This window comes from Williamsia sp. D3 (assembly GCF_000506245.1).
GTDB classification, from domain to species: domain Bacteria; phylum Actinomycetota; class Actinomycetes; order Mycobacteriales; family Mycobacteriaceae; genus Williamsia; species Williamsia muralis.
The window spans coordinates 96,843-123,793 of sequence record NZ_AYTE01000031.1 but is presented as its reverse complement, the minus strand read 5'-3'; the positions used below and the strand labels follow the sequence as shown (position 1 = coordinate 123,793).

Sequence of the window (26,951 nt, the reverse complement as noted above, 5' to 3'; positions counted from 1 at the left end):
GCCAAGCCTAGTGGGCGCGCGAGAGTCGGCAAATTTGATTGTAACAATTCAATAACGACTTGAATTGGCTGCTCAGAGCCCGGGTGAGCGCTCGTTCGGGGTGTCTGAGCAGGTGTTTGGCGGCAGGTCGGCACAAAGGGCGGAAGCGGCGATGTGGCGGCCTCGGGGGTTACTCGCCGGTATACCCACGGGTCACATTGAAACATGAGGAAAACCTCATTTTCGTGTGCAAACATGGTCATCGTGCGCATCAGGAGACCGCGGCATCGACGCCGTGCGTCCGGGGATGAAAAGGAGTGCGTCGCAGCGTGATTCGAGAATCGGGTCATCGCGACCGCCAACGGGTGGACTCCAGACGTCCACGCGCCGCCACAGACATCGAGTGGCCGACGAAGACCTACCGCGGTGTCACGCCCGCCGACCGACGAACACCACAGCTACATGAGGGAGCCTCGTGACGATTCACCAGTTCCGCACCGGATCCGAAGAAAACTCAGCGTGGGCCGCACGCCCCGACGGAATCCTGATCGACCGACTGCGAGAAGGTGAGCCGTACGCGGTCAGCTTCGGGGGACAAGGCGGACCCTGGCTGCCGATTCTTGCCGAACTGGTCATCGACGCAGACCTCGACCGCAGCATCGCCAACATCGTCGATGCCGCCGAGCGGCTCATCGAGCCGGTTGCCGACCGCCTCGCCGCGGTCCGGCCCGACGGCTTCCATCCTCTCAGCTGGGTGCACGCACACAACGCCGAAGAATCGGTACCTGCCGACAATGCTCTCGCCGCGGCGCCGGTGTCGGTGCCGGGCATCCTGCTTGCTCAGCTGGCGGCCATCAGTGCCACTCGCAAGCAGGGACTCGATCTCGGCGAACTGACCCCTGTTGCGGCGATCGGTCACTCGCAGGGTGTGCTGGGCACCGAGGCCATCAAGGCCGCAGCCGAGGACGGCGGTCTGGGCGACGGCGCGCTACTGGCCGTAGCGCATCTCATCGGCGCGGCGGGTGCTTTCATCGCCCGTCGACGAGGCCTCACCTCCGACGCTGCCGGAAGCCCGATGCTGTCGGTCGCGCAGGTCGATCCGGCCCGCATCCAGACACTCGTCGATGACTACGCGTTGACGCTGCGCGAATCGGACCGTGAATCGGCTCCTGTGCTCTCGATCGTCAACGGACGACGCTCCGTGGTCCTCTCAGGAGCTCCGCGCCACCTGTCGGCATTCGTCAGCCAGTGCGAGACGCTCGCCGCCGCAGAAGCCGCCGAACGCAAGAAGAAGACGACCGGCGGCACCGCCTTCGCGCCGGTCTTCGATCCGCTGTCGGTGTCGATCGCCTTCCACCATCCGGCGCTCGAGGCCGCCTGCGATCTCGTCGCCGACTGGGCTGCCGTGTGCGGCATCGACCCTGTGGCCGCACGACGACTCGCCGCGGCAGTGCTGGTCGACAAGGTCGACTGGGTCGACGCCCTCGACGACGTTGTCAGTGCCGGCGCCAAGTGGATCCTCGACCTTGGCCCCGGCGACGTCGCCACCCGGCTGAGCGTTCCCGTGGTCCGCGGGCAGGGCGTCGGCCTGATCTCGGTGAGCCAACGCGGTGGGCAGCGCAACCTGTTCGCGCCCGGAGGCATCCCCGACGTCCAGCGCCCGTGGAGTACTTACAGCCCCAAGATCGTTCAGCTTCCCAACGGTCGCCACGTGGTGGAGACCGCGTTCACCCGTCTCACCGGGCGATCGCCGATGCTCCTCGCCGGAATGACGCCGACAACGGTCGACCCCGCGATCGTGGCCGCGGCCGCCAATGCCGGGCACTGGGCCGAGCTGGCCGGTGGCGGACAGGTGACCGAGGGCATCTTCGCCGACAACGTCGCCAAGCTGACCGAACTCCTCGAGCCGGGCCGTCAGGCGCAGTTCAACACCCTCTTCCTCGACCCCTACCTGTGGAAGCTGCAGATCGGCGGCAAACGCCTCGTGCAGAAGGCACGTGCAAACGGCGCGCCGATCGACGGTGTCATCGTCTCGGCTGGCATCCCGGAGCTCGACGAGGCCGTGGCGCTGGTGTCCGAACTCGCCGACGCGCAGATCCCGTACGTCTCGTTCAAGCCCGGCACCATCGGACAGATCCGCTCGGTGATCCGCATTGCTGCCGAGGTACCGCACTACCCGGTGATCGTCCAGATCGAGGGGGGCCGCGCAGGAGGCCATCACTCCTGGGAAGATCTCGACGACCTCCTCCTGGCCACCTACGCCGAGCTGCGCGCCCGCCCCAACGTGGTCATCTGCGTCGGCGGCGGAATCGGGACAGCCGAGCGGGCCAGCGAATACCTCACCGGAGTCTGGTCAGCTGCCCACGACTACCCGCTCATGCCGCTCGACGGCATCCTGATCGGGACCGCCGCCATGGCCACCAAGGAGGCGACCACGTCGCCGGCGGTCAAAGAACTCCTGGTCAACACCCCGGGCTGCGACGAGTGGATCGGCGCAGGCTACGCAACAGCCGGAATGGCCTCGGGCCGAAGCCAGCTCGGCGCCGACATCCACGAGGTCGACAACGCGGCGTCGCGATGTGGCCGACTGCTCGACGAGGTGGCCGGTGACGAAGAGGCCGTGCAGGCTCGTCGCGACGAGATCATCGAGGCGCTCACCGGAACGGCGAAGCCGTACTTCGGCGATGTGGCGCAGATGACCTACCGCCAGTGGCTCGAGCGTTATGTCGAGCTCGCCGTGGGTGAGGCCACCGGGCCGGCGACATGGGTCGATGTCACCTGGCGTCAACGCTTCATCGAGATGCTGCAGCGCGCCGAGGCCCGCCTCAACGACGCTGACCGCGGTCAGATCCCGACGCTGTTCGGTCACACGTCGGCCACCGACAATGCCGGTGCAGCGATCGATGCACTGGTCGCGGTGTATCCGGCTGCCGATACCGACGTTCTGCACCCGGCCGACCTGATCTTCTTCCTCGATCTGTGCCGTACGCCCGGCAAGCCGGTCAACTTCGTCCCGGTCATCGACAAAGACGTGCGTCGCTGGTGGCGCAGCGACTCCCTGTGGCAGGCCCACGATCCGCGCTACGGCGCAGACGAGGTGTGCATCATCCCGGGACCTGTCGCCGTCGCAGGCATCACCCGCGTCGACGAACCGGTCGGCGAGTTGCTCGACCGCTTCGAAGCCCAGGTGGTCACCGATCTCCACGGCATCGGCGTAGAGCCCTTCCCGGTCAGCGCGCGACTTCGTGCGGGCCTGGTCGACGTGGAAGGCGTGCTCGGTACCGTCGTCGAGTCGCTGAGCGTGCAGTGGTCCGGGCGTCTCGTCGCGAATCCTGTTGCCTTGCTGGGTGACCGGGATGCGTGGGAGTTCCCCTCCACCGAGCGTGGTGAGCACGAACCGACCGGGGCCGTCCTGGAGCGCACCTCCGACGGGGTCGTCCTGACCGTGCCGATCGGCAAGGCGACCGTTGCCATCCCGATGACCGTCGACGAGTCGATCCTCGACGGTGGGTCACCCAAGGTCACCATCGAAGGTGCCGCAGCGCGATGCGCCAGATCCTGGCGGTCGCAGCCGGTGGATCCCTGGCGTCGGTAACCGATGGCGCGGCCACACGCAACGTCACGTGGGACCCGGACCTGGTCGCCGACCACGCCGCGGTCACCGCGTACACCCTTCCCGAGCATCTGAGTGCTTCGGTCCCGCAAGGCGTCACCGGGTTCGCCAACCCCGACACGCTGGTCGGATTGTGCTGGCCTGCCGTCTTCAGTGTCATCGGATCAGCGACGACCCAGTCCGGCGAGCCTGTGGTCGAAGGCCTGCTCGATCTGGTCCACCTCGATCATGTTGCGTCCACCGTCGGCGAACTGCCGCGCGTGGCAGCAGATTTGACGGTCACTGCAGCGCTGTCGGGTGTTGTCGACACCGACCTGGGCCGAGTGGTCACCGTGGTGGTCACCATCTCCGACGCCGACCGCCAGATTGCCGAGATGACCGAACGGTTCGCCGTACGCGGACGCACCGGCGACGGCGAGTTGACCGATCCGAGCCGGGCCGGTGGTGCACTGAGCGCCAAGTCAGGCGAGGCGACCCGCAAGAAGATCCGTGAAGTCACCATCGCAACCCCGTCGCGGATGCACGGATTCGCCCTCGTCTCAGGCGATCACAACCCCATCCACACTGACATGTCGGCCGCGAAGATGGCCGGTCTGGGCAGCCCTATCGCTCACGGCATGTGGCTGTCCGCGGCTGCACAGCACGTCGTGACCGCCACCGACGCCAAGAACCCCGTCCCGGTGCCTCGCGCACTGCTCGGCTGGACCGCTCGCTTCCTGGGCATGGTGCGCCCCGGTGACGAGGTCACCATCCGCGTCGACCGCGTTGGTATGGACGCCGGCCGCGATGTCATCGAGGTCAGCGCGAAGGTCGGCGACCTGCTCGTGATGAACGCGACCGGTCTTTTGGCGCCTGCCAAGACCGTCTACGCGTTCCCCGGGCAGGGCATCCAGAGCAAGGGCATGGGACTCGACGCACGGTCGCGGTCCAAGGCTGCCCGCAAGGTCTGGGACCGGGCGGACAAGCACACCAGGGATGCTCTCGGCTTCTCGATCCTGGCCGTGGTCCGCGACAACCCGACCACACTCTCGGCAGGCGGCACCACCTACCACCACCCTGACGGGGTGCTGTTCCTGACGCAGTTCACACAGGTGGCCATGGCCACTCTGGGCGTCGCGCAGATCGCCGAACTCAAGGAGTCGGGCGGTTTCGTCGAGAACGCCATCACCTGTGGTCACTCGGTGGGCGAGTACAACGCGCTCGCCGCGTGCGCCGGGGTGCTGCCGTTGGAGGCTGTCCTCGAGGTCGTGTTCCAGCGTGGCGAGGCCATGCACCACCTGGTCCCGCGAGATGCGAAGGGCCGCAGCGATTATCGCATGGCTGCGATCCGGCCGAGTCAGTTCGGACTGGCTGACGCCGATGTCATGGACTGGGTCTCGCAGGTCGGCGAACGCGCCGGTGAGTTCCTGGAGGTCGTGAACCTCAACCTGCTCGGCTCGCAATACGCGATCGCAGGCACGGTCCGAGGACTCGAGGTGCTGGAGGAGGAGATCGAAGAACTCCGTGCCAAGGCGGGCGGCAAGCGCTCGTTCATCCTGGTTCCCGGGATCGACGTCCCGTTCCACTCCACCGTGTTGCGTGCGGGTGTACCCGACTTCCGGCATCGCCTGCAGGACTTGCTTCCCGAGCACATCGACCCCGACATCCTCGTGGGTCGCTACGTACCGAACCTGGTCCCACGCATGTTCAACCTGGGCCGCGACTTCGTCCAGGAGATCGCCGACCTGGTGCCGTCCGAACCGCTCGACGATGTGCTGGCCGACTGGGACACCTGGAGTGCCAAGCCCGGTGAGCTGACCCGCGTGTTGCTGATCGAGCTGCTCGCTTGGCAGTTCGCCAGCCCGGTGCGCTGGATCGAAACACAGGACCTGCTGTTCACCCCGGTCGAGCGTGGCGGAGCCGGAGTGGAGCGGTTCGTCGAGGTGGGCGTGAAGTCGGCTCCGACACTCAGTGGCCTGGCCGGCAACACCCTCAAGCTGGACGATTACCTTCAGTCCGCCGTTCAGGTGCTCAACATCGAGCGTGACTCCGACGTCATCCTGGCGAAGGACAGCGCACCGGATGTGGAGGAAGACGAAGCACCTGCCGTCGAGGCATCAGCTGCCGCAGCGGCGCCTGCCGCCGAAACAGCGGTCGCGGCACCGGCTCCCGTCGCGGCCCCCGCGGATTCGGGTCCCCGTCCCGAGGACATCTCGTTCGGCCCGTCCGACGCGGTCGACGCTGTCATCGCGCTGTGGACAAAGATCCGCATCGATCAGATCGGCGCTGCGGACACCATCGAGGCACTGTGTGACGGTGTGTCATCTCGACGCAACCAGTTGCTTCTCGACATCGGCGGCGAACTGGGCCTCGGTGCCATCGACGGCGCCGCAGAGGCCGAGATGCCCGCGCTCGCTTCGACGGTGAACGCGCTGGCCCGCGGCTACAAGCCGCTCGGCTCGGTGCTCACCGACGCCGTCGGCGACCAGATCCGCAAGGTGTTCGGACCGGTTGGCAAGCGCGCGTCGTACATCGAAGACCGCGTCACCTCGGTGTGGCAACTCGGCCCCGGCTGGGCGCTGCACACCAGCGTTGCGGTCGCTCTCGGTAGCCGCGACGGCGTCAGCGTCCGCGGTGGCGACTTGGGCGACCTGGTCTCGGAGGCGCCTTCGAACGCCGACGGTATCGACGCTCTGATCGATGCCGCGGTTGCGAAAGTCGGCTCCAACAAGGGCATCTCGGTGAGCAAGCCTGCCGTCGGCGGGGGCGGCGGAGGCGGAATGGTCGACGCTGCTGCTCTCGGGGAGCTCACCCAGCAGTTCACCGGACGCACCGGCGCTCTGGCCTCGGCCGCGCAGACAATCCTGCAGAAGCTCGGCCTGGCGGACGAGCCCGAGCTCGCTGCACCTGCCGAGGACAACACCGCGGTGCTCGAACGTGTCAGCGCCGAACTGGGTTCGGATTGGCTGCGTGTGGTGGCCCCGGCATTCGACGAGCGCCGCGCGGTGCTCATCGATGACCGATGGGCCAGTGCTCGCGAGGACCTGGCACGGCTGTGGCTCGAGGACGAGCACGTCATCGACAACGAGTTCTACGACATCAGCGCGAAGTTTGTCGGCGCGGGCGAGACCGTCTGCCATCAGGCCACCTGGTGGCAGGGCAAGGCGCTCGCGAACGGACACCAGGTGCACGCCCGGGTCTACGCGCAGATCGCCCACGCGGCCGAAGATCCGCAGCCCGAGACCTACGCCGACGACATCGCCGTGGTGACCGGAGCCAGCAAGGGTTCGATCGCTGCCGCAGTGGTCGAGCAACTGCTCGCCGGCGGGGCCACTGTGGTCGCGACGACCTCGCGCCTCGACGACAATCGGCTGGCGTTCTTCAAGTCGCTCTACCGCCGTAGTGCCCGCGGGGACGCGGCGCTCTGGGTTGTCCCGGCGAACCTGTCGTCGTACACCGACGTCGACGAGCTGGTCGAGTGGATCGGTAGCGAGCAGACCGAGAACCTCGGCGGCAAGACCGGAGTGCTCAAGCCGGCGCTCAAGCCGACCCTGCTGTTCCCGTTCGCCGCACCGCGGGTCGCTGGCGACCTCACCGACGCGGGCGGCCGCGCCGAACTGGAGATGAAGGTGTTGCTCTGGTCGGTGGAGCGGCTGATCGCCGGTCTCGGCGACATCGCGGCCGACCATCATCTGGCGGCTCGGCTGCATGTGGTGCTGCCAGGCTCGCCGAACCGCGGGATGTTCGGTGGCGACGGCGCCTATGGCGAGTCCAAGGCCGCGCTCGACGCACTGGTGAAGCGCTGGGCCGCGGAGGATTCTTGGAACTCCAAGGTCACCCTGGCGCACGCGCTGATCGGGTGGGTCACGGGCACCGGGCTGATGGGCCACAACGATGGACTCGTCGAGGCTGTCGAGGCCGCAGGTGTGAAGACCTGGTCAACCCACGAGATGGCCACCGAGCTGCTCACGGCGGTGACGCCCGAGAGTCGGGTCCAGGCCAGGACCGAACCGTTGCACCTCGACCTGACCGGTGGACTCGCCGACGCGACGCTCGACATGAAGGCGCTGGCACAGGCCCAGGCTGACGCGCTGGCCGCAGCTGATGACGAGGACGAGTCCCACGAGCCGACACTGGCCGCCCTTCCTGCCCCGGCGCGGGCGCCCGAGTCGACCACCCCTGCGTGGGGCAAGATCGACGCGCGCCCGGAGGACCTGGTCGTGATCGTCGGTGCCGGTGAACTCGGACCGTACGGCAGCGCACGGACCCGGTTCGAGATGGAGGTCGAAGACGAACTGTCGGCGGCCGGTGTTCTCGAACTGGCTTGGAGCACAGGCCTGATCACGTGGGAGGCCACACCGAAGCCCGGTTGGTACGACGCCGAGTCGGGTGATCCTGTGGCGGAATCGGAGATTGCCGATCGCTACCACGACGCCGTGGTCGAACGCTGCGGCATCCGCCGGTACGCCGACGACGGCGACATGATCGACAACTCGTCACCGTTGCTGACCTCGGTGTACCTCGACAACGATCTGACCTTCTCGGTGGCGTCGGAGGGTGAGGCACGCTCCTTCCTCTCGGCCGCGCCGGACAAGACCAAGATCAAGGTCGACCCGGACAGTGGCGAATGGCAGGTGACACGTCAGGCCGGTACCGAGATCCGCGTACCGCGTCGATTCAAGCTCACCCGCACCGTGGGTGGTCAGATCCCGACCGGGTTCGATCCCACCCGCTGGGGTGTGTCGGCCGACATGGCCGAGTCGATCGATCGGGTCGCGCTGTGGAACCTGATCGCCACCGTCGACGCCTTCCTCGCTTCCGGATTCGAACCGTCGGAATTGATGCGGTGGGTGCATCCAGGCCTGGTCGCCAACACTCAGGGCACCGGCATGGGCGGCATGACGTCGATGCGATCGCTGTACCTCGACACCTTCACCGGTGAGGCCAAGGCGAACGACATCCTGCAGGAGGCACTGCCGAATGTTGTTGCAGCGCACGTGGTTCAGTCGTACATCGGTAGCTATGGCGCGATGATCCACCCGGTGGCCGCCTGCGCCACAGCGGCGGTGTCGGTCGAAGAAGGTGTTGACAAGATCAAGTTGGGCAAGGCGTTGTTCGCGGTCGCCGGTGGGTTCGACGACCTCGGTATCGAGGGCATCGTCGGGTTCGGCGACATGTCGGCCACCGCCGAGACGGCCACGATGGAGGCCAAGGGCATTGATGCCCGCCGGTTCTCCCGGGCCAACGACCGTCGTCGCGGCGGATTCGTCGAGTCGCAGGGTGGCGGAACGATTCTGCTGGCCCGCGGTGACGTGGCTGCCGAGATGGGTCTGCCGGTTCTCGGTGTGGTCGGATGGGCACAGAGCTTCGGTGACGGCGTACACACGTCCATCCCGGCCCCCGGCATCGGTGCACTCGGAGCCGCTCGCGGACACCAGGATTCAGGTATCGCCCGGTCGCTCCGTCAGCTCGGTGTCAGTCCTGACGACGTGGCTCTGGTGTCCAAGCACGACACGTCCACCAAGGCCAACGACCCCAACGAGGCGAATCTCCATGAGAGGCTCGCCGAGGCGATCGGTCGTAGCGACGGTGCGCCGTTGTTCGTGGTGTCGCAGAAGTCGCTGACGGGCCACTCCAAGGGCGGCGCGGCAGCCTTCCAGCTGATCGGTCTGTGCCAGGTGTTGCGCGACGGCGTCATCCCTCCCAACCGCAGTCTCGACTGCGTCGACGAGGTGATGGCCGAGCACAAGCATCTGGTGTGGCCGACCGAACCGTTGCGATTCGGCGAGAGGTTCGCCCTCAAGGCCGGCCTCTTGACGAGCCTGGGCTTCGGGCACGTGTCCGGCCTCATCGCCGTGGTGCACCCGGAAGCCTTTGTGGCCTCGCTTGATCCGGCTGAGCGTGAGCGCTACCGCGCTGCGGCAACCGAACGTGCGCGGCTGGGCCAGCAGCGTCTGCTCGAGGCCATGTGCGGCGGCAAGCCCGCCTACCAGCGGCCCCCGAACCGCCGGTTCGACGACAGCTCCTACGAGGGCGATCAGGAAGCGGCAATGCTGCTCGACACGGAGGCTCGTCTGTCGGCGAACGGAACCTACGGCGGATGACGGTCATCGGAGTGGGGATCGACCTCGTGTCGATCCCCGGCTTCGCCGAGCAGTTGAAACAGCCCGGCACCACATTCGCAGATCGGTTCACGGTGGGGGAGCGGCGTGATGCCGCCTCGGGCACCGGGGACGAGGCGAGGCATCTCGCTGCCCGGTGGGCGGCGAAGGAAGCCGTGATCAAGGCGTGGTCGGTGAGTCGTTTCGCACGCTCGCCCCTGCTCCCGCTGATTCGGCATGGCGACATCGAGGTCGTCACGGATGCCTGGGGCCGACCGGCCATTCGACTGGGCGGTGAGATCGGTACCCATCTGGCAGGAACGGCGGTACACATCTCGCTGACCCACGACGGCGACATGGCGGGAGCGGTCGCGGTGATCGAAGAGGCTCCGCAGTCGCAGACTCAGTAGTTCTTGCGCCTGTGAATCACTGTGCGTTGCGGTTGTTCTCGGGATCTTCCAAGAGCATGTAGCGTCCCAGCATGCGCTTGAGTTCGGTGACCGTCGCGGAGTGGTTCTGCCCTTCTTGCACCGAGAAGCTGAGCAGCGAGTACGCCGTGTGCACCAGGAGTTCGGACATCAGCGCCCGGCGCCTGCGATCGGGGGTCAGCGGGGCGATGATCCGCGCGACCAATTCCGCCAGCGCACGCTCGTGCACGGTGGCGGTGGCGCGAGTGGCAGGCGTCGACTGCACAGCGAGCCACACCGCGCGTCGAGACGGATCGTCGTGCCACAGTTGCGCCAGGTGATCGATGAACTTCTCTAGTAGGCGAGGCCAGTCCAGAGACGGAACTTCCGCGGCAAATCTGGCCAGTTCGCTCTGTACCCCAGCAGCGTCTTCTCGATCGAGTTCGCAGACCACGACGTACTTGTTCGCGAAGTACTGATACAGCGTCCCGATCGGGACGTCGGCGCGCTGGGCGATGTGCTCACACGTCAGCGACTCGAAGCCCACCTCGATCAGCAGGTCGCGCGCAGCGGCAAGCATCGCATCGAACCGCAGTTGGCTGCGTTGCTGTGTGGGCCGTTTGCGCGGAACGAGTGGTTCGGAACTGAGCAACCGAGAGGCACCGGTCTTGAGGGCGCCGGAATCCCCGGTGCCGGTACCGGACTGCCGCTGGGCCATGGCCACAGGTCGCTTCGGCTAGACCGAGAGGTCGCGGCGAAGTTTCGCCACGTGCCCTGTGGCGCGCACGTTGTACTGTGCCACAGCGATTTTGCCCTCGGCATCCACCAGAAAGGTGGATCGGATCACTCCGGTGACAGTTTTGCCGTACATCTTCTTCTCACCGAACGCACCCCAGGCCGTGAGGACTGCCTTATCCGGGTCGGACAGAAGCGGGAACGTCAGCTCCTCCGCGTCGCGGAACTTGGCCAGTTTTGCGGGCTTGTCCGGAGAAATGCCGATCACCTCGACACCCGCGTCGTTCAGCTCGCCCAAGTTGTCACGGAAGTCGCAGGCCTGCTTGGTGCAGCCCGGAGTGCTGGCAGCGGGGTAGAAATAGACGATCACCTGACGTCCCCGATAGTCGTCGAGCGAGACAGTGTTCCCGTCGGCGTCTGGCAGGGAAAAGCCTGGGGCCTTGTCGCCCACTGCGAGTCGTGTGTTCTCAGTCATCGGGTTCAGGCTAGCCGAGGACGCAATCCGTGTGGCGGAACACTGGCAACCCGGACTGTGAACTACCGTAGAGTCCGAGAACTGACCGGCCGCTCCGCGCCTTCGTACGAGCGCGGGGAGTGGACTTCACCGATGGAGGACCTTGTGGGACGCGATACCGACGACATCGAGCGCGAGATCGAACGGGCCCGCGACGAACTCGCCGAGACCCTGGACGCCCTTGCGACTCGCGCCAATCCCCAGCGGCTGGCCGAAGATGCCAAAGCCACCGCGCTCGTGACCCTCCAGAAGCCGGCGGTTGCGGGAACGTTGATCGCGGTCGGAGTCGTCGTGGTCGCGATCGTCATCAAGAAGATCGTCTCCTGAGCATCTGACTGACTGATCAGCTTCAGTCGAGCGGCCGGGACCCCGACCGCTCGACCGAAGCCGCTTCCCGGTCCTCGCGCTGAGCGCGATAGATCGAGTCCCCGCTCCGCAACACCAGCAGGTAGGCGATACCCACGGCGACCATCCCGCCGGGGAGCAGGGTGTAGCCGCCGGTCATCTCGGCCACCATCAGCATCACCGCTACGGGCACTCGGGCGATGGCGCCGAAGCAGGCCATCATCGCGACGATGACAAACGCCGCCGGCGCCTCGGGGACGCCGGGCGCGAACGGCTCCATCAGTCGCCACACCGCAGCGCCGACGAACGCGCCGATCACCATGCCCGGACCGAAGATGCCTCCGGCACCGCCGGATCCGATCGACAACGAGGTCGCGAGGATTTTGGCGAAGGGGAGTGCCAGCACGATCCACAGCGGCATCGAGGCCAGTGTCTGCGCGCTCATCGCTTCCTGCACCCAGCCGTACCCGCTGCCCAGTATCTCGGGCATCGCCAGGGCGAGCAGGCCCACCAGGAGACCGCCGACGGCGGGTTTGACGATCCGGTTGCCGGGCAAGCGGGCGAACACGCTGACTGTGCCGTAGAAGAAGCGGCTGTACAGAATCCCCACGCCGCCCGCGAGTAGTCCGATCACGGCGAACCAGATGAGCTGCGTGGGTGTCTCGAATCTGTAGTCGTCGGCGACGAATCCGAACAGCGGCTCGTAGCCCTCGACCGAGCCGAACACGCTGTAGGCGGTGACAGACGAGATCAACCCGGGGATGAGCGTCCGGAACTCGAAGTCGTTGCGGTACAGGATGGCTCCCGACAGCACCGCGCCACCCAGAGGCGCTCCGAAGATTGCCCCGATGCCTGATCCGATCCCGATCGCTACCGCGATTCGGCCGTTGTCGTCGGTCAGATTCAGCCATCGCGTGAACAACGATCCGAATCCTGCGGAGATCTGTGCTGCCGGTCCTTCCCGGCCCGCAGAGCCGCCGGATCCGATGGTCAACGCGCTCGCGACCATCTTCACCCCCACCGCCCGCATCCGGATGCTGCGCGGACCGGAATGGACGGCCTCTATTGCGGCATCGGTGCCGTGTCCTTCTGCCTCCGGTGCCAACCGTGCGACGAGAACTGCCGAAGCAAGCGCGCCGCCGGCGACGACGAGGGGGATCGCCCAGGGCCGGCTGAAACCGTCTGAGTGGCCCGTGTCGCCGTCGCGCCCGGCCTGGGGAGGTTCGTAGCCGCCGAGGCCCTCCAGGAGGAGTCGGCCGGCCAGCTCGAGCATTTCGAAGAAGACCACCGCGCCGAGTCCGGCGACCACACCGATGGAGATGCCCAAGACCAGCCACCGGACGGCATAGCTCGAGCGTTCGAGTCGGCTACCGATTCTGGCGCCGAGCGCTACGACAGCAGCCCCTCGCGTCATTGGGATGACAGTAATGGGAAGAGCGTGTCCAGGTGTGACAGTTGACGATCGATGACGTGCGACCGGCCAGGTGGCTGTCGATTGTTCAAATGATCTTTGGCCGTGGCGGCCCGAGCAGGAATTGAAGTGGTGCAGTCAATCCGAGAAGTGCGCCATCAGGGACTCGAACCCCGAACCCGCTGATTAAGAGTCAGCTGCTCTGCCAATTGAGCTAATGGCGCGCGTTGTTGCGACTTGGAACGTTAGCAGGCCTCATGCGGAAAACGAAAATCGCGTGGTCGCAGGGGCGGAAACGGTCGGTTTTGACCGCTCGTCGCGTTTCCTGTCCGTCACATATTGCCCGTAGACTCTCCTCAGTTGTTTGGTGCCCACTCGTGGGCTTGAGGGGATGTTTGGAGTGTGATGGGGTTCACGCAGACCTCGGTAGGACAAGGGGCTCGAAAGTCCACTGTTTTCATGGTTTTCCTGATCGCACTCGCCGCGGTGATGTCGGCGTGTGCCTCCGATGCCCCGACGCCCAAGTACAGCGATCAGGTTGTCAGCACCACACCGTTCGACGATCTCCTGCAGCCGGCGGTGAAGATCACCGGTTTCGCGGACAAGCCGGTGGTCGACGGTGATGTGGGGTTCTCGCCCGGTGCGCCCGTGAAGGTCACCGCCAGCGACGGGCGTCTCACCGACGTCCAGATCACCAACTCGGCGGGCGCACCGGTGCCGGGCACGCTGTCGCCTGACAAGAAGAGCTGGACCGTGGCCCCCGGGTCGTTCGGTTACAACAAGACCTACACGCTGACCGCTGACGCCAAGGGCATCGGTGGAAGCACCAAGGCGACCACCTCGTTCACCACGAGTTCGCCCAACAACCTCACCCAGGCCTATCTGCTGCCAGAGGACAATTCGACTGTCGGCGTAGGGATGCCGGTCTCCATCCGATTCGATGAGGCGATCCCCAACCGCAAGGCTGCGCAGGACGCGATCACGGTCCGTACCGACCCACCTACCGAGGGTGGCTTCTACTGGCTCAGTGACACCGAATTACGTTGGCGCCCGGCGCAATTCTGGAAGCCCGGCACCAAGGTCGATGTCGCGGTCAACACGTACGGCATCGATCTGGGTGACGGTCTCTTCGGCCAAGAAAACCTGAAGACCAAGTTCACGATCGGTCGCGAGCTCATCGCCACCGCCGATGACAACACCAAGACCATCACCATCACGGAGAACGGCAAGGTCATCAAGACGATGCCGACGTCGATGGGCAAGGATTCCACGCCCACCGACAACGGCACGTACATCATCGGTGATCGTCTCGACCGCATCGTGATGGATTCGTCCACCTACGGTGTCCCCGTCAATTCTCCAGCCGGTTACCGGCTGGACGTCGACTACGCCACCCAGATGTCGTGGAGCGGAATCTACATCCACTCCGCGCCGTGGTCGGTGTACGCGCAGGGCAGCGAGAACACGAGCCACGGATGCCTGAACGTCAGCCCAGAGAATGCTCTGTGGTGGGTTCAGAATTCGTTGCGAGGCGACGTCATCACCGTGAAGAACACTGTGGGTCCCGAGCTGTCGGGTACCGACGGCCTCGGTGACTGGAACATTCCGTGGGAAACGTGGAAGCAGGGCAACGCCTGAGGCTCAACGCGTCCCCGTTATGGGGACGGCTGGATCGACTCCGAGGCGTGAGCCCGCCTGGTGATCGCTTCGCGCGAGGGTAGTCCTACCGCGCGCCTGCGTCGTCGGAGCTGCCAGGCCCAGGCCAAGCGGTGGCTCGCACTCGGTGACGGCCATGTGGACCACGGACCGGACGACGCCAGCCCTGTCCTCCTCAGGGCAACTCGTACGTGAGAGGCCGACCCGCGGCCTTCTCGGCCTTCTCCGGGCCCGTATCCGTGGCGCTGTGATGTCAGCGAGGGTCGGAGGCAGCCGCACGCCACCGAGTTGTCCTGGTGGACAGTCTGAGTGACGAGGCGAGCGGAAGATCAATATCGCGGCGAAGATATGGCCGCCCGACGGTACGACGTCGGCAGCGGTCGAGAACGACTGGAAATACAAAGGCCGGTGCTTGCGCAGTCAGCGCTCACACCGGCCCTCGTGTTGGGGTGGACGACGGGACTCGAACCCGCGACAGCCAGAATCACAATCTGGTGCTCTACCAACTGAACTACGCCCACCATCGGTTCCGCGTTAGCGGAACCAGGAACTTACTCTAGCGGCTCGCCGGTCCGGAATTCCAATCGGTTACCCGGCCTGTCGCCATCAGGCCGGACCGAGCGTTTTGGTCACTTCCTCGATGGCCGACGATTCGGGCCCAGGAGGGGCGACAAACGCTGTTGCCCGGTAGTACTTGAGCTCCCGAATCGATTCCCGGATATCGGCCAACGCACGGTGTGCCAGGCCCTTCTCTGGCTGCCCGAAGTAGATGCGCGGGTACCACCGGCGGCACAGCTCTTTGATCGAACTGACGTCGACCATCCGGTAGTGCAGGTACGCGTCGAGTTCGGGCATGTCCCGGGCGATGAAGCCGCGGTCGGTGGCGATCGAGTTGCCGGCAAGGGGGACTGCGCCGGCGGTGTCGATGTGCTTGCGCAGGTAGTCGAGGACCTGCTTCTGCGCCTGCTCGATGGTCACGGTGGACGCACGCACTTCTTCGGTGAGTCCGGATGCTGCATGCATCTTCTTCACCACCGCAGGCATGGCCGCCAGGGCGTCGTCGTCGGCGTGGATGACCACGTCGACGCCGTCACCGATGATGTTGAGTTCGCTGTCGGTGATCAGGGCTGCGATCTCGATGAGCTTGTCGCTGCGCAATTGCAGCCCGGTCATCTCGCAGTCGATCCACACAAGTTTGTCTTGCACCCCACAACCCTAGTTGAGCGGTTCGTGGCGTCATGCCCTGACCTGCGCCCGCCCGGGGCGAACCTAGTCGCCGAGCTTGCGATAGAACGAGCCGACGATCGGTGCGGTGAACTTTCGGGGGGTGTAGCCACCGGCAACCGACATCGCCTTGGAGAGCGCCCCGGGGACCACGCGCATCTTGTTTCGCTCCAGGGCGTCGAGGCTGAGTTTCGCCACTGACTCGCTCGAGTTCCACATGAAGTCGGGGACCACACGATCGACGATGCTTGCCTCTTCGGGCGTCGGAGTGTGGGTACGCACAGGTCCCGGCGCCAGCAGAGTCACGTGCACACCTTGGTCTGCCACCTCACCCCGGACCGATTCGGAGAGGGTGTTCACAAACGCCTTGGTTGCCGCATAGGTGGCGTTGTTCGGGATCGGCATGTTGCCCGCCGCCGAACCGACCATGAGGATCCCGCCGGCTTTGCGTTGCACCATCTGCGGCAGAACCGCGAGTGTGAGGTCGTGCACCGCAACGGTATTGAGCCTCACCTGTGCCCGCTCGTATTCTGGGTCCAGCTCGGACAACGGTCCGAAGGTGGCGATGCCCGCGTTGTTGCACAAGATGGAGATTTCACGGTCGCGGAGCTCGTTGCAGAGGGTGTCGGTCGCGGTCGGATCAGAGAGGTCGGTGGCACGCACCTCCGCCTCGACGCCGAACGTCGCGCGCAACTCGGTCGCGGTCGCGGTGAGGATTTCCTCGCGGCGGGCAACCAAGATCAGGGAGTGCCCGCGTCGGGCGAGCTCGGTCGCGAGTGCTGCGCCGATACCCGACGATGCGCCGGTGACGACTGCCCTGGCTGACGGTGTCGGATGGGGGATAGGCATGGCGCCGATCGTATCGGGAGGATGCCTTCAGATGGCCGACAGCCGGAACATGCGGATGTCTCGCGAGGTCTTGCTGCGATAGATCGCGTAATTGCGCGCCACTTTTTCGAACTCGCGATAGAGGCGTTCCTTCTCGCTGCCCTCGACAAGCGTGGCAGTCGCCGCGATCTCGGTTCCGTCGATGTTCACCGACGCCGCGGGGTTCGCGAGGAGGTTCGCCGTCCAGGCGGGATGGTGAGCCTGTCCGAAGTTGGACCCGACCACGTAAAGGTCGGGGTCCTCGCGGTAGTAGAGAAGGGGCGATACCCGGTGTTGCCCGCTCTTCGCGCCGATGGTCGTCAGCAACATGGTGGGGGCCCCGACCGGACCGGCGATGGTGAACCGTCCTCTGCTACGGATCAGAAGTCGCCGGTCCAGCGGAATCATCTTGCGTGCCAACCACGTTCCGGGTGAGGTGGCCGCCACCGCGAACATGACCCGGTTCAGCGGCGAGCTACTCGAGCCCCAACGCCTGTCGGGAAATGGTGCGGTCACGGCTTCACCCCTCGTGGTTTGGCTTCAGACGATACTTGCGGCGACCTCGGTGCCCTGGCGGATCGCCCGTTTCGCGTCGAGTTCAGCGGCCACATCGGCGCCGCCGATGACGTGGGTGCTCACACCCGCGACGGTCAGCGGGTCGACGAGCTCGCGCACCGACTCCTGACCGGCACACACCACCACGGTCTCGACGCCGAGCACACGCGTGGTGCGCTCGCCGCCTTCCTCTTTCGGAGCGAAACTCAGGTGCAGACCTGCATCGTCGATCTTGTCGTAATTGGCGCCGGAGATCTGCTCGACGCCTTTCATCTTGACAGTGGCACGGTGCACCCAGCCTGAGGTCTTGCCCAGCGATTTACCTTGCCGTCCCGATTTGCGCTGCACGAGGTACACCGTGCGGGCAGCAGGGGTGGGACGCGGTTTGCCGACAAACCCCGGCACGCCCAGGTCGTCGGTGATGCCCCACTCTTCTGCCCATTCCTTGACGTTCAGGGTGGGGGAGTCGTCGACGGTGAGGAATTCGGTGAGGTCGAAGCCGATACCGCCGGCGCCGATGACAGCAACGGTCTTTCCGATTGTCTTGTGGCCGAGCACAGCCTCCGCGTACGACATCACCTTGGGGTGGTCGATACCGGGGATGTCGGGCATGCGCGGAGTGACGCCGGTCGCCACGACCACATCGTCGAACTTCTCGTCGATCAGTTCTTCAGCGCTGACCCAGGTGTTCAGGTGGACGTGCACACCGGTCGCCTCGAGCTGAGCTGTGAAGTATCGGATGGTCTCGGAGAACTCTTCTTTCCCGGGAATCCGTGCTGCGATCGAGAATTGGCCGCCGATGTGCTCTCCCGCCTCGTACAGGTGCACCTCGTGCCCCCGCTGTGCGGCGGAGACTGCCGCCGAGAGTCCGGCCGGTCCAGCACCCACCACGGCGACGCGCTTGGACTTACGGGTGGTGCCGAGCGTCAGCGTTGTCTCGCGTCCTGCGCGGGGATTGACCAGACATGACACCTTCTTGCCGACGAACGCGTGGTCGAGGCACGCCTGATTGCAGGCGATGCACGTGTTGATCTCGGCGGCCCGCCCGGCCTCCGCCTTGTTGGCGAACTCGGGGTCGGCCAGTAGAGGACGCGCCATCGAGATGGCATCGACTCGTCCACCCTCGAGGATCTGCTCGCCGAGTTCGGGGGTGTTGATGCGATTGGATGCGATGAGCGGAATCGACACCTCTTCGCGCAGGCGCTCGGTGTAGCTGACAAATGCACCGCGGGGAACGGACGTCACGATGGTGGGTACCTGCGCTTCGTGCCACCCGATGTCGGTGTTGATCGCGTCGACACCGTGCTCTTCGAGTTTGCGTGCCAGCAAGGCGATCTCGTCCCACGTCTGGCCGTCTTTGACGAGATCGGCAATGGACTGGCGCATGATCACCATGAAGTCGGGGCCAACTCGTTTACGGATCTCTTTGACGATCTCCACGACGATGCGCTGGCGGTTCTCGGTGCTACCGCCCCATTTGTCGGTGCGGTCATTGGTGCGCTTGCACAGGAAGGTGTTGAGCAGGTAACCCTCGCCGCCCATGATCTCGATACCGTCGTAACCTGCTTCGCGAGCAAGCTTCGCGCAGCGCCCGTACGACCAGATCGCATGTTTGATGAGGGCATCGTTCATCTTGATCGGCTGAAACGGGTGCACCGGCGACTTTTCCCAGCTGACACTGAACTTCAACGGTGTGTACCCGTACCGGCCGGCGTACAGCACCTGCATCGCGATTTTGCCGCCCTCTTTGTGCACCGCACTGGTGAGGCGTCGGTGGCGGATCACGTCGAGCTTGTTGGTGAGTTTGCCCGCGAACGGCGACAGCAGGCCCGCACGGGTCGGTGCGATTCCTCCGGTGATGATCAGTGCCGCACCGCCTTTGGCTCGTTCGGCGTAGTAGGCGGCGAGCTTGTCGACGTCCCAGAGGCGATCCTCCAAACCGGTGTGCATGGAGCCCATGATGACGCGGTTCTTGAGTTCGACCTTGTTGATGGTCAACGGCTCGAACAGCTTTGGGTACGGGTTGGTCATGGGTGGAACCTTTCTTGTCACGGGGGCTGGCCGCGACGCTTTCAGTTGCTGGGTGGTTCGTCGAGCTGAGCGCTCAACGCGCCGATCACTTCGTCACACCACTCGATGAACCCGATCTCGATACGCACTCCGCCGCGCAAGACCAGGTATTGCTTGAGCTTGCGGAAGTTGAGGGCGTCGGGGTCGGGGTAGTCGTTCTTCTCGAATTCCTGGTAGAGCCTCAGCCTGCCTTCGTGCAGGTCGCGATGGCGCTTCAGTTCTGCGATGAGTCCGGGTAGGTTGCCGAACTCGGCGGCCCTGATCTTGACGCCCAGTTCGTCGCGTAGCTGCTGAGGTTCGGTGGGGGAGCTGACCCACTCCCTCAGCGCCACACGCCCTTTGGCTGACAGCGTGTAGACCTTTTTGTCCGGTCGGCCGTCTTGCGCAACGGATTCGAAGCTCACCAGACCGTCGGTGTGCAGCTTTTTGAGCGTCCGATAGATCTGCTGATGTGTGGCCGACCAGAAATGGCCGATGGACCGGGTGAACTGTTGCCCGATTTCGTAACCGGTGCCCGGACGCTCGGCAAGCGAGGTCATGATCGCGTGTTCGAGTGCCACGTCAGCACCATACCTGTGCAACTGCGCGCTATGCAACAGTGTTCATATGCCAGTTTCTACTAGGTCTGAACTGTGAAACAGGCGCTGCCTGCCGTTCAGTGGGCGGCGTGATGGTGCTCGATCACGCGGATTTCACCGGACCGCTCGCACGTTGCGTACCCCTGCCGTTTCGCGAACAGCTCCCACGACGGCCCTCCCGGGTCTGCCGGAACGTCGATGCTGCTGCCGTCGCCGAACTCCATGTGCAGGTCCCCGTTGTCAGTGCATTCGGCCACCGAGCATCTGCTGCCCAGCATGGTGAACAAGGGACGTTGCTCGGGGATCACGTTGGCCGGATCGATGTCGTCGTGGTCGATCCCTCGTCCTCCGATGGGTGGTGAGGTCAGTGAGAAAGGCGACCACAACACCAGCTCGCAGTGACCGTCGAAGAAGAACGTCAAGTTGTCGTCGAATGTGAGTCGTTCGACGTGATGGCCTTGTATCCACAGGTGCACGGCTACCTCCAAGTGGTGTACGTCACACTCGACTGTCGCGCACATACGCGAGTTAGGCAAGAAGAACGCCGGTCAGCAGTCGCTCGTGACAGTGTCGATTCGTGACTGAGCTGGATGACGATCTGAAGGCATTGCAACGCGACATACGCAATGCGGTGCGTGGAGCACCCGATGGGATCGACGAAAGACAACGGCGACGACTCGACGAGCTCGTCGCACACGTCCGGCAACACTCACCGTATTTCGGCCGACTCTACCGGGATCTTCCCTGGTCCGGCGCGACCATCACGGACTTGCCGATCACGTCGAAAACCGAGCTGATGGACTCCTTCGACGAATGGGTGACCGATCCGCGGGTGACTCTGGATGGCGTACAGAAGTTTGTCGGCGACCAGGCCTCGGCAGGTTCGGCGTTCCTCGGCGACTACCTCGTGACGACCACGTCGGGCACCACCGGGCATGTCGGCTATTTCGTCACCGAGGAGTTCGCATTTCGTGTCACGCGGGCACTGGGCACGCGGGAACGCAGGATGTCTGTGGTCGAGACCGCGCGGTTCCTCCGACGTGGCCGCCGCACCGCCGTGATCGCGGCGACGAGCGGTCACCACATGGCGCGGGCTCTGCTCGCCCGTCAGCAGGTCCAGGCCGGAGAAAGGCAGTTGGCGAGATTGCTTCCGGTGGACACCCCCATCGGTGAGCTCGTCGACCAGCTCAACGCCTTCGATCCCGCTGTGCTGAGCGGTTATTCGAGCACGTTGCTGCTTCTCGCCGAAGAACAGGCTCGACGACGATTGCACATCAGGCCGGTCATCGTGCGCCCGATTGCCGAGGGGATGACCCCAGAGATGGCGAAGCGACTTCGTGATGCCTGGCAGGCGCCGGTGGTCAACAGTTACGGGGCCAACGAATGCATGTTCATCGCACGCGAATGCGGCCTGGGCTGGCAACACCTGAACGCCGACTGGGTTGTTCTCGAACCGATCGACCGAGACGGGAGACCCACGGCCCCCGGCGTCGCATCACACTCGGTGTTGCTGACGACCCTGTTCCGTCGGGTGCAACCGATCATCCGGTACCAGCTGGGCGACAGCATCACCATGAAATCGGATGCCTGTGAGTGCGGCAACCGCCTTCCGGCGTTTCGGGTGTCCGGCCGCGTCGCCGAGTTCCTCCATGTCGAATCGTCGGGCGGGGTGAGGGAGTTCGCTCCCTCGGAGATCGGCGGTGCGCTCGGTGCCGTGACCCGCTGGGCCCAGTACCAATTCGTGCGGGAGTCTGCGACCAGGGTCGGAGTGCGTGTTCGCCCGGTCGCAGGTGATGACCGTGCGGTGGTCGCTGCGGAGATGGTGGCCGGACTGACGACATTCTTCGTCGAGCGGGGCGTTCCGGAAGTGACGGTCTTCGACACCGGAGAATTGCCGCGGCAGAGCCCGGGGGGCAAATATCTGCGAGTGGTGTCGCAGTGAACATACGACATCAGATCTCGGTGCCCCCGGCAGGACTCGAACCTGTTTAGCCAGTGCCCACATCCTGCGCCGATAACGTCTTAGCTGCACTTATATCGGTCGTGACCTATCGTGATCTATCGTTGGCACTCATCGGTAGGGAACGGTTAGGGAACGATATGGCGGCACGGAGATCATTCGGCACGATCAAGAAGCTGCCCTCGGGGCGATGGCGCGCCAGCTATATCGCCACCGATGGTGTGCGCTACGCGGCACCCACCACCTACGCCGCGAAACTGGACGCCGAGGGGTGGATCTCGGCGGAACGTCGCAAGATCGACCTAGGGACGTGGCGGCCACCGACCGCCGAAGCCGCCCGGGGCACCACCTTGGGCGCCTACGCGCGGCAATGGATTGATCAGCGCGACGTGAAGCCACGTACGCGGGCCCTGTACAACGATCTGTTGCGACTGCACATTGAGCCGGTACTTGGTGCTGTCGAACTCACCAAGCTCACCCCCGCCGCCGTTCGTACGTGGCACGCCGGATTGGCGACCGGGGCCACCCGCAAGTCGCATGCCTACCAATTGCTGCACGCCGTGATGCGCACCGCGGTAGTGGACGAGATTATCGACGCCAACCCCTGCCGCATTGAGAAGGCGATGCACGCTAAGCGGTCGCGCGAACCCATCGTGCTCGACGCCAAGGAACTTGCTGCACTGGCGGCGGCGATGCCGGCCCGCTGGCGCACGTCGGTGCTGTTGATGGGATGGTGCGGTTTGCGTCGAGGTGAGTTGTTCGAGCTGCGCCGCGGTGACGTGGACCTCGAAGCCGGGACCATTGCGGTATCGAGGGCGGTCACGTATCGAGATGGTGAGTTCCGCGTTGACACGCCCAAGACGACGGCAGGGGTGCGAACGGTCGTCGTACCGCCACATATCCGGCCGGCGCTCAAAACTCACCTGTCGAGGCATACAGGCCGCCATAACGACGCGTTGCTGTTCTCGACCGCGGACGGTGAGCACGTTGGTGAGTGGGACTACCGCAAGGTGTTCAATCCCGCGCGGGCGAAGATCGGAAAACCAGAACTTCGGGTGCACGATCTGCGCCATGCCGGGGCCGTTCTCGCGGCGCAGTCGGGCGCCACCGTGGCCGAACTTATGCACCGCATCGGCCACACGACGCCGTCGATGGCGCTCAAGTACCAGCATGTTGCCGCGGGCCGCGACGCCGAAATCGCCGCGCGCATGAGTCGGTTAGCGACTGGGGATTGAGCCTTATTGTGCCCGAAATATCAAGGGGCACAGTAATATGCCCGATCTGTCGTTAGTTGACATGAGCCACCGGAAGCAGTAAACAGTAATCAGCACGCGGGCTGACGCCCCCGCATCCTCACTCGAGGTGGAGCCGCTCGGCTCCGGTCACGCAAACGAAACGCCACGGAACCGCTAGCTAGTCCCTGTCCCTCGTTTTGCGAAAGTGACCAATCCAGTGAAACAACTTTTGTCTATGGCCGAGGTAGCCGACGAACTCGGGATGTCCGTCATCACCGTTCGCCGGTGGATCTCCACCGGCAAACTCCCGGCGGTGCGCGTTGGTGACCATCAAATCCGTGTGCGCCGAGGCGATCTCGAATCCGTGATGACCCCGATTCAGCCAGGGCCCCGGTGATCACCACCGCCCGCCAATGGTGGTCCGCGTGCGCCGTCTATGTCTTGATGTGCACCGTTCAGATTGTTACGTGGGTGATCAGATGAGAACCCCTGTCCGTCAACCAAAACGGGCCCGACACCGAAGTGTCGAGCCCGCCTCAAGTTCGTTCCCCGCCAAGGAAACACAACATAATTACTCGATAAGTGAACGAGGTTCTGTCGTGTTTTCAGATTATCAAACTCGAGGCCGTTGGCACGCGTTGCCACGGTGCCAGCGGTGCCGTGAGGCCGACCTCGTGATCGAGGCGTTCGCGGACCCGTCCACGTGGCTCTATGTCCGCAAGTGCAAGTGTGCCAAGGCGGTGGCGCGATGACCGGCCTTGCCGAACTGTTGGTGCCGGGTGCGGTGCCGTCGCCGCCGTGCCCGTCGTGCGATGCCTCGTTACGGGTCTCGCACCCGACTGAACAGGTGGCGGTGTGGCACATCGAGCACGCGCCGGCGTGCCCGTACGTGCGTCAGCACAATCGGACCGCGCGCCGTGCCCTACGCCGACGAGGTGGGCAGCGGTGACCGCATTTGATTGGTCCACGTGGGCCGGCAACGTCGATGAGATACCGGCGGGGATCGACTACTCGAGCACGCCGTACAACGTGCGCGAACTCATCGAGGAAGAGATTGCGCTCAGTGAGACGCCTGGCGAGGTGCCGCGGTGGATCGCAGCTATGACCGGTGTGCCCGACCGGTTGTCGTGGTCGGCGGTGGCCGACCGTGAGCGTGAGGAATGGGCGGCGCGGTCGGCCGAGCTGGCGGCCGATGCTCTCGAGGTGGCCGTGCAACGGGAGTACGAACGGCAACTGCCGCGGGTGCTCGGCGCCGACCGTGCTCGGGAGGCCGCAACCCGAATGAAAGCCGACGAGGCGGGTGTTCGGTCAGTGCGCGACCGAGCACGTACGCCGAGTGAACTCATGCGCGCCACACCGCCACCGGCGTTGATCGAGGGGGTGCTCGATGGCGGGGGTGTGTCTCTCATGGTCGGGTTGCGCAACGTCGGAAAAACGTTCCTAGCCCTCGACATGGCGCTATCGGTGGCGTTCGGGATCTCGTGGTGCAACCGGCCCACCCGTCCGTCTCGTGGCCGTGTTCTGTACGTGTGCGGCGAGGGTGGCGAGTTGGCCATGGGAATCCGGCTCGAGGGGTGGGCCAGCGCGCACAACGTGGCCGAGCGGCAACTCGATGAACGGTGTCTCGTGATTGACGGCTCGGTGCCGTTTATGAGTGCCGCGTGGGATGACTTGACCGAGCTGGCCATCGAGTACGGCCCCGATCTCGTGGTCGTTGACACACTCGCTCGAGCGATGGCCGGCCTCGATGAGAACAGCAACTCCGACGCCGCCGTGGCGCTGGCCAAGGCCGAGAACCTACGGGATCGCACCGGTGCCGCCGTGATGGCTCTGCACCACCCGCCCAAGGGCACGACCGATGCGGCGGCCAATGCCGCTCGAGGTGCGACCGCCTGGGAGGGCGGCGTCGACTCGGTGTTCGTGCTCACTGGTGAGACCACCGACGAGGTTGTAATGACCGACACCAAGCAAAAACACCGTCAACACGGGACTGACCGGGTGTTTGCGTTCAAGTCGGTGCCGGTGACCCCGAACGGGATTTGGCCGACCACGTTGGTGCCGATACCGGTCGACCCCATGCGCGCCACCGTGATGCCCACCAAGGGCGAACGTGGGGCCGCGGTAGAGCGGTGGGTGCTCGAGCACGTGACCGCCGAGCCGCGGCGCGGTAAATCGCACTACGACCGTCAGACGGCCACGGCCAGCATCGACGGCACCGAGGTGACGTTCAGTCGGAGTGAGGTCGATGACGCAATCGGCCGGCTACTTGGTCGGGGCCAGCTCCGTCACGTCAAGGTGCGGGGTAGTACCAAGGCCCTCGAAATCGCGTCCGAGGTGGCGCCGTGAGGGTAGTTACGGGTGTGACGGGTGAGGTTATTGAGGCTGCCAGGTACCCCCATTTACGACCCGTAGCCGCCAGGGTCGGTTGGCGACTTAATTTCGGGCTGACTCGGCTTTGCCCTTGGCAGCCTCGATATAGGCCCCTGCCAGCACTTATGGCCCTAAGCCGCCAGGCTGCCAAGTCGCCAACTAACCTGTTGGCAACCTGGCAACTTCCAGGTTGCCAGGTTGCCAGGCCCTTTAGGGACTGGCGGCCTGGCAGCTATCGACTGACCACGTGGTCGAGACCGTCCACGGGCAGGGGTCACCGATGACGAGGCAAGACGAATACGACGGGGCCGTGGCCTTACTGGCGCGCATCTTCCGTGAGACGACGGATCTGGCGGGGGCCTCGTGCACTGGCCGGTCTGAACTGTTCGATGAGGATCCGACCCCCGAGCGTTTCGGCCAGGCCCTCGAGGTGTGCCAGACGTGCCCGGTTCGTGCGGCCTGTTGGGAGTGGTCGAGCAACACGCGAGTGGCAGGGGTGACGGCATCGACTGTGCTGCGGCCCAGATCCGCCATAGACACGTCTGTAGCTGCCGACACCGCCGGTGGTCGCCGCATCGGTACATCACCCGCCGCCGTGCGTTCACGCCGACACAGAGCCACACAAAGACACCACCAGATAGGAGACCGAAACCATGCATGATCAACAACCCAGTTCGCAAGCAATTGCCATCCGGCTCGTGCTCGCCTTCCTTGACGTGATTGATACCGGTGACCGCGCGTTACTCGAGGCCGTCGCCGATGAGCTGACAGAGGTGACAATGATCGCTGCGGTGGCCGCCGACCTTGCGCAACGCGTGATCACTCAACAACCTATCGACCCCGACGTGCTCAGAGCATCATTGCGGGTCGAGTTGGCACGCCTGGCCGAGGATGACGGGGCACATCGTGGATAGCCGCGTGGACAACCGAGTGCGCGCACTGCGGTACTGCATCGGGTGGGCCAACGTGCTCGACACCGGCGACCGCACCCAGCTCGAGGCGGTGCGCGCCGAGATCGGTGACGACTACGAGACGCTAACGGACTCGTTGGCGGCCCTGGTGCTCACCCTCATGGGAGATAAGTACGACGGGGCCACGGTGTCGGGGCTACGACAGATGATCGCTGACACGGAGCTGATGAACGACACGAGAGGTGATGACGATGAGTGAGAAGCCGAGGATGCCGACGGTGCCCAAGCTGGTCAAGGTGCCGGCGGTCACGAGGCCGGGGCCGGCTACCTACCCGAGTTCCGAGACATTCCCTGGCCGTGTCCGTCCGACGATGCAGACGGTTCCGCGACCCGATAAGTAATCTCGAGGGTGGCCTCGGTCGGTGCCACGTCACGATGTGG

Annotated in this window: 19 protein-coding genes, 2 tRNA genes and 1 pseudogene; 11 read left to right on the top strand and 11 right to left on the bottom strand. The window is 64.9% G+C overall.

Features of this window, described 5'->3' with window-relative positions; all coding sequences use genetic code 11:
• Positions 1-454 precede the first annotated feature (454 nt).
• Positions 455-9,675: pseudogene (locus W823_RS48645) on the top strand (fatty acid synthase subunit beta domain-containing protein).
• Positions 9,672-10,082, top strand: a complete 411-nt coding sequence (locus tag W823_RS48640; protein ID WP_023960491.1) for a holo-ACP synthase — start codon at positions 9,672-9,674, stop codon at positions 10,080-10,082. Before W823_RS48645 ends, W823_RS48640 begins: the two are co-directional and overlap by 4 nt.
• Before the next feature lie 16 nt (positions 10,083-10,098).
• On the opposite strand, the gene W823_RS48635 is transcribed toward W823_RS48640, so the two are convergent.
• Together W823_RS48635 and bcp are read right to left on the bottom strand one after the other, a co-directional pair.
• Positions 10,099-10,797, bottom strand: coding sequence for a TetR/AcrR family transcriptional regulator (locus tag W823_RS48635; protein ID WP_081729851.1), 699 nt, complete (start codon positions 10,795-10,797; stop codon positions 10,099-10,101).
• An 18-nt stretch (positions 10,798-10,815) separates the two neighbouring features.
• A complete protein-coding gene (gene bcp, locus W823_RS48630) occupies positions 10,816-11,289 on the bottom strand; it encodes a thioredoxin-dependent thiol peroxidase (RefSeq protein ID WP_023960487.1) in 474 nt (157 codons plus the stop codon).
• Positions 11,290-11,433: 144 nt separating this feature from the next.
• On the opposite strand from bcp, the gene W823_RS48625 reads away from it, so the two are divergent.
• A complete protein-coding gene (locus W823_RS48625; protein WP_099385042.1) occupies positions 11,434-11,655 on the top strand; it encodes a DUF3618 domain-containing protein in 222 nt (73 codons plus the stop codon).
• Positions 11,656-11,677: 22 nt separating this feature from the next.
• Here W823_RS48625 and W823_RS48620 read toward each other — a convergent pair whose 3' ends face one another.
• Together W823_RS48620 and W823_RS48615 are read right to left on the bottom strand one after the other, a co-directional pair.
• Positions 11,678-13,087: a chloride channel protein gene (locus tag W823_RS48620; protein ID WP_023960483.1), complete on the bottom strand. Its 1,410-nt coding sequence runs from the start codon at positions 13,085-13,087 to the stop codon at positions 11,678-11,680.
• A 148-nt stretch (positions 13,088-13,235) separates the two neighbouring features.
• A tRNA-Lys gene (locus W823_RS48615) sits at positions 13,236-13,308 on the bottom strand.
• Positions 13,309-13,543: 235 nt separating this feature from the next.
• Here W823_RS48615 and W823_RS48610 point away from each other — a divergent pair.
• Entirely contained in the window at positions 13,544-14,722 is a 1,179-nt protein-coding gene (locus tag W823_RS48610; protein ID WP_023960481.1) for an Ig-like domain-containing protein, read from the top strand.
• Positions 14,723-15,185: 463 nt separating this feature from the next.
• On the opposite strand, the gene W823_RS48605 is transcribed toward W823_RS48610, so the two are convergent.
• The 7 genes from W823_RS48605 to W823_RS48575 all read right to left on the bottom strand — a co-directional run bounded on the left by W823_RS48605 (position 15,186) and on the right by W823_RS48575 (position 20,510).
• Positions 15,186-15,261 (bottom strand) — tRNA-His (locus W823_RS48605).
• An 85-nt stretch (positions 15,262-15,346) separates the two neighbouring features.
• The gene (gene orn, locus W823_RS48600) at positions 15,347-15,946 is read right to left on the bottom strand and encodes an oligoribonuclease (RefSeq protein ID WP_023960479.1); all 600 of its coding nucleotides are present in this window, start codon (positions 15,944-15,946) and stop codon (positions 15,347-15,349) included.
• 63 nt (positions 15,947-16,009) lie between these two features.
• Positions 16,010-16,813: a mycolate reductase gene (gene cmrA, locus W823_RS48595; protein ID WP_023960477.1), complete on the bottom strand. Its 804-nt coding sequence runs from the start codon at positions 16,811-16,813 to the stop codon at positions 16,010-16,012.
• Positions 16,814-16,840: 27 nt separating this feature from the next.
• The gene (locus tag W823_RS48590; RefSeq protein ID WP_023960475.1) at positions 16,841-17,347 is read right to left on the bottom strand and encodes a nitroreductase family deazaflavin-dependent oxidoreductase; all 507 of its coding nucleotides are present in this window, start codon (positions 17,345-17,347) and stop codon (positions 16,841-16,843) included.
• 24 nt (positions 17,348-17,371) lie between these two features.
• Positions 17,372-19,417 (bottom strand): NADPH-dependent 2,4-dienoyl-CoA reductase, encoded by a 2,046-nt coding sequence (locus W823_RS48585; protein ID WP_023960473.1) that lies wholly within the window; start codon positions 19,415-19,417, stop codon positions 17,372-17,374.
• Positions 19,418-19,458: 41 nt separating this feature from the next.
• A complete protein-coding gene (locus W823_RS48580) occupies positions 19,459-20,016 on the bottom strand; it encodes a PadR family transcriptional regulator (protein WP_030163788.1) in 558 nt (185 codons plus the stop codon).
• A 95-nt stretch (positions 20,017-20,111) separates the two neighbouring features.
• Positions 20,112-20,510 (bottom strand): DUF6188 family protein, encoded by a 399-nt coding sequence (locus W823_RS48575; RefSeq protein WP_023960469.1) that lies wholly within the window; start codon positions 20,508-20,510, stop codon positions 20,112-20,114.
• A gap of 101 nt (positions 20,511-20,611) precedes the next feature.
• Here W823_RS48575 and W823_RS48570 point away from each other — a divergent pair, with 101 nt between their 5' ends.
• The 7 genes from W823_RS48570 to W823_RS48550 all read left to right on the top strand — a co-directional run bounded on the left by W823_RS48570 (position 20,612) and on the right by W823_RS48550 (position 26,769).
• The gene (locus W823_RS48570; protein ID WP_023960467.1) at positions 20,612-21,976 is read left to right on the top strand and encodes a phenylacetate--CoA ligase family protein; all 1,365 of its coding nucleotides are present in this window, start codon (positions 20,612-20,614) and stop codon (positions 21,974-21,976) included.
• 53 nt (positions 21,977-22,029) lie between these two features.
• The gene (locus W823_RS48565) at positions 22,030-23,229 is read left to right on the top strand and encodes a site-specific integrase (protein WP_235189608.1); all 1,200 of its coding nucleotides are present in this window, start codon (positions 22,030-22,032) and stop codon (positions 23,227-23,229) included.
• A gap of 235 nt (positions 23,230-23,464) precedes the next feature.
• Positions 23,465-23,626: a helix-turn-helix domain-containing protein gene (locus W823_RS57405; protein ID WP_081729848.1), complete on the top strand. Its 162-nt coding sequence runs from the start codon at positions 23,465-23,467 to the stop codon at positions 23,624-23,626.
• A 548-nt stretch (positions 23,627-24,174) separates the two neighbouring features.
• Complete coding sequence (locus W823_RS48560) at positions 24,175-25,575, top strand: AAA family ATPase (RefSeq protein ID WP_023960461.1); 1,401 nt, start codon at positions 24,175-24,177, stop codon at positions 25,573-25,575.
• 304 nt (positions 25,576-25,879) lie between these two features.
• On the top strand, positions 25,880-26,260 hold the full coding sequence (locus tag W823_RS59690; protein WP_369792652.1) for a WhiB family transcriptional regulator: 381 nt from the start codon (positions 25,880-25,882) through the stop codon (positions 26,258-26,260).
• Positions 26,253-26,513 (top strand): hypothetical protein, encoded by a 261-nt coding sequence (locus tag W823_RS48555; protein ID WP_023960459.1) that lies wholly within the window; start codon positions 26,253-26,255, stop codon positions 26,511-26,513. The genes W823_RS59690 and W823_RS48555 overlap by 8 nt, the downstream gene beginning before the upstream one ends.
• A 4-nt stretch (positions 26,514-26,517) precedes the next feature.
• Positions 26,518-26,769 (top strand): hypothetical protein, encoded by a 252-nt coding sequence (locus W823_RS48550; RefSeq protein WP_023960457.1) that lies wholly within the window; start codon positions 26,518-26,520, stop codon positions 26,767-26,769.
• The last annotated feature ends 182 nt before the right edge of the window (positions 26,770-26,951 follow it).

Coding starts and splice junctions, on each gene's coding strand:
- W823_RS48640 (WP_023960491.1), top strand. CDS start 9,672: ATGACGGTCATCGGAGTGGGGATCGACCTCGTGTCGATCCCCGGCTTC.
- W823_RS48635 (WP_081729851.1), bottom strand. CDS start 10,797: ATGGCCCAGCGGCAGTCCGGTACCGGCACCGGGGATTCCGGCGCCCTC.
- bcp (WP_023960487.1), bottom strand. CDS start 11,289: ATGACTGAGAACACACGACTCGCAGTGGGCGACAAGGCCCCAGGCTTT.
- W823_RS48620 (WP_023960483.1), bottom strand. CDS start 13,087: ATGACGCGAGGGGCTGCTGTCGTAGCGCTCGGCGCCAGAATCGGTAGC.
- W823_RS48610 (WP_023960481.1), top strand. CDS start 13,544: ATGGTTTTCCTGATCGCACTCGCCGCGGTGATGTCGGCGTGTGCCTCC.
- cmrA (WP_023960477.1), bottom strand. CDS start 16,813: ATGCCTATCCCCCATCCGACACCGTCAGCCAGGGCAGTCGTCACCGGC.
- W823_RS48585 (WP_023960473.1), bottom strand. CDS start 19,417: ATGACCAACCCGTACCCAAAGCTGTTCGAGCCGTTGACCATCAACAAG.
- W823_RS57405 (WP_081729848.1), top strand. CDS start 23,465: ATGGCCGAGGTAGCCGACGAACTCGGGATGTCCGTCATCACCGTTCGC.
- W823_RS59690 (WP_369792652.1), top strand. CDS start 25,880: ATGACGAGGCAAGACGAATACGACGGGGCCGTGGCCTTACTGGCGCGC.
- W823_RS48555 (WP_023960459.1), top strand. CDS start 26,253: ATGCATGATCAACAACCCAGTTCGCAAGCAATTGCCATCCGGCTCGTG.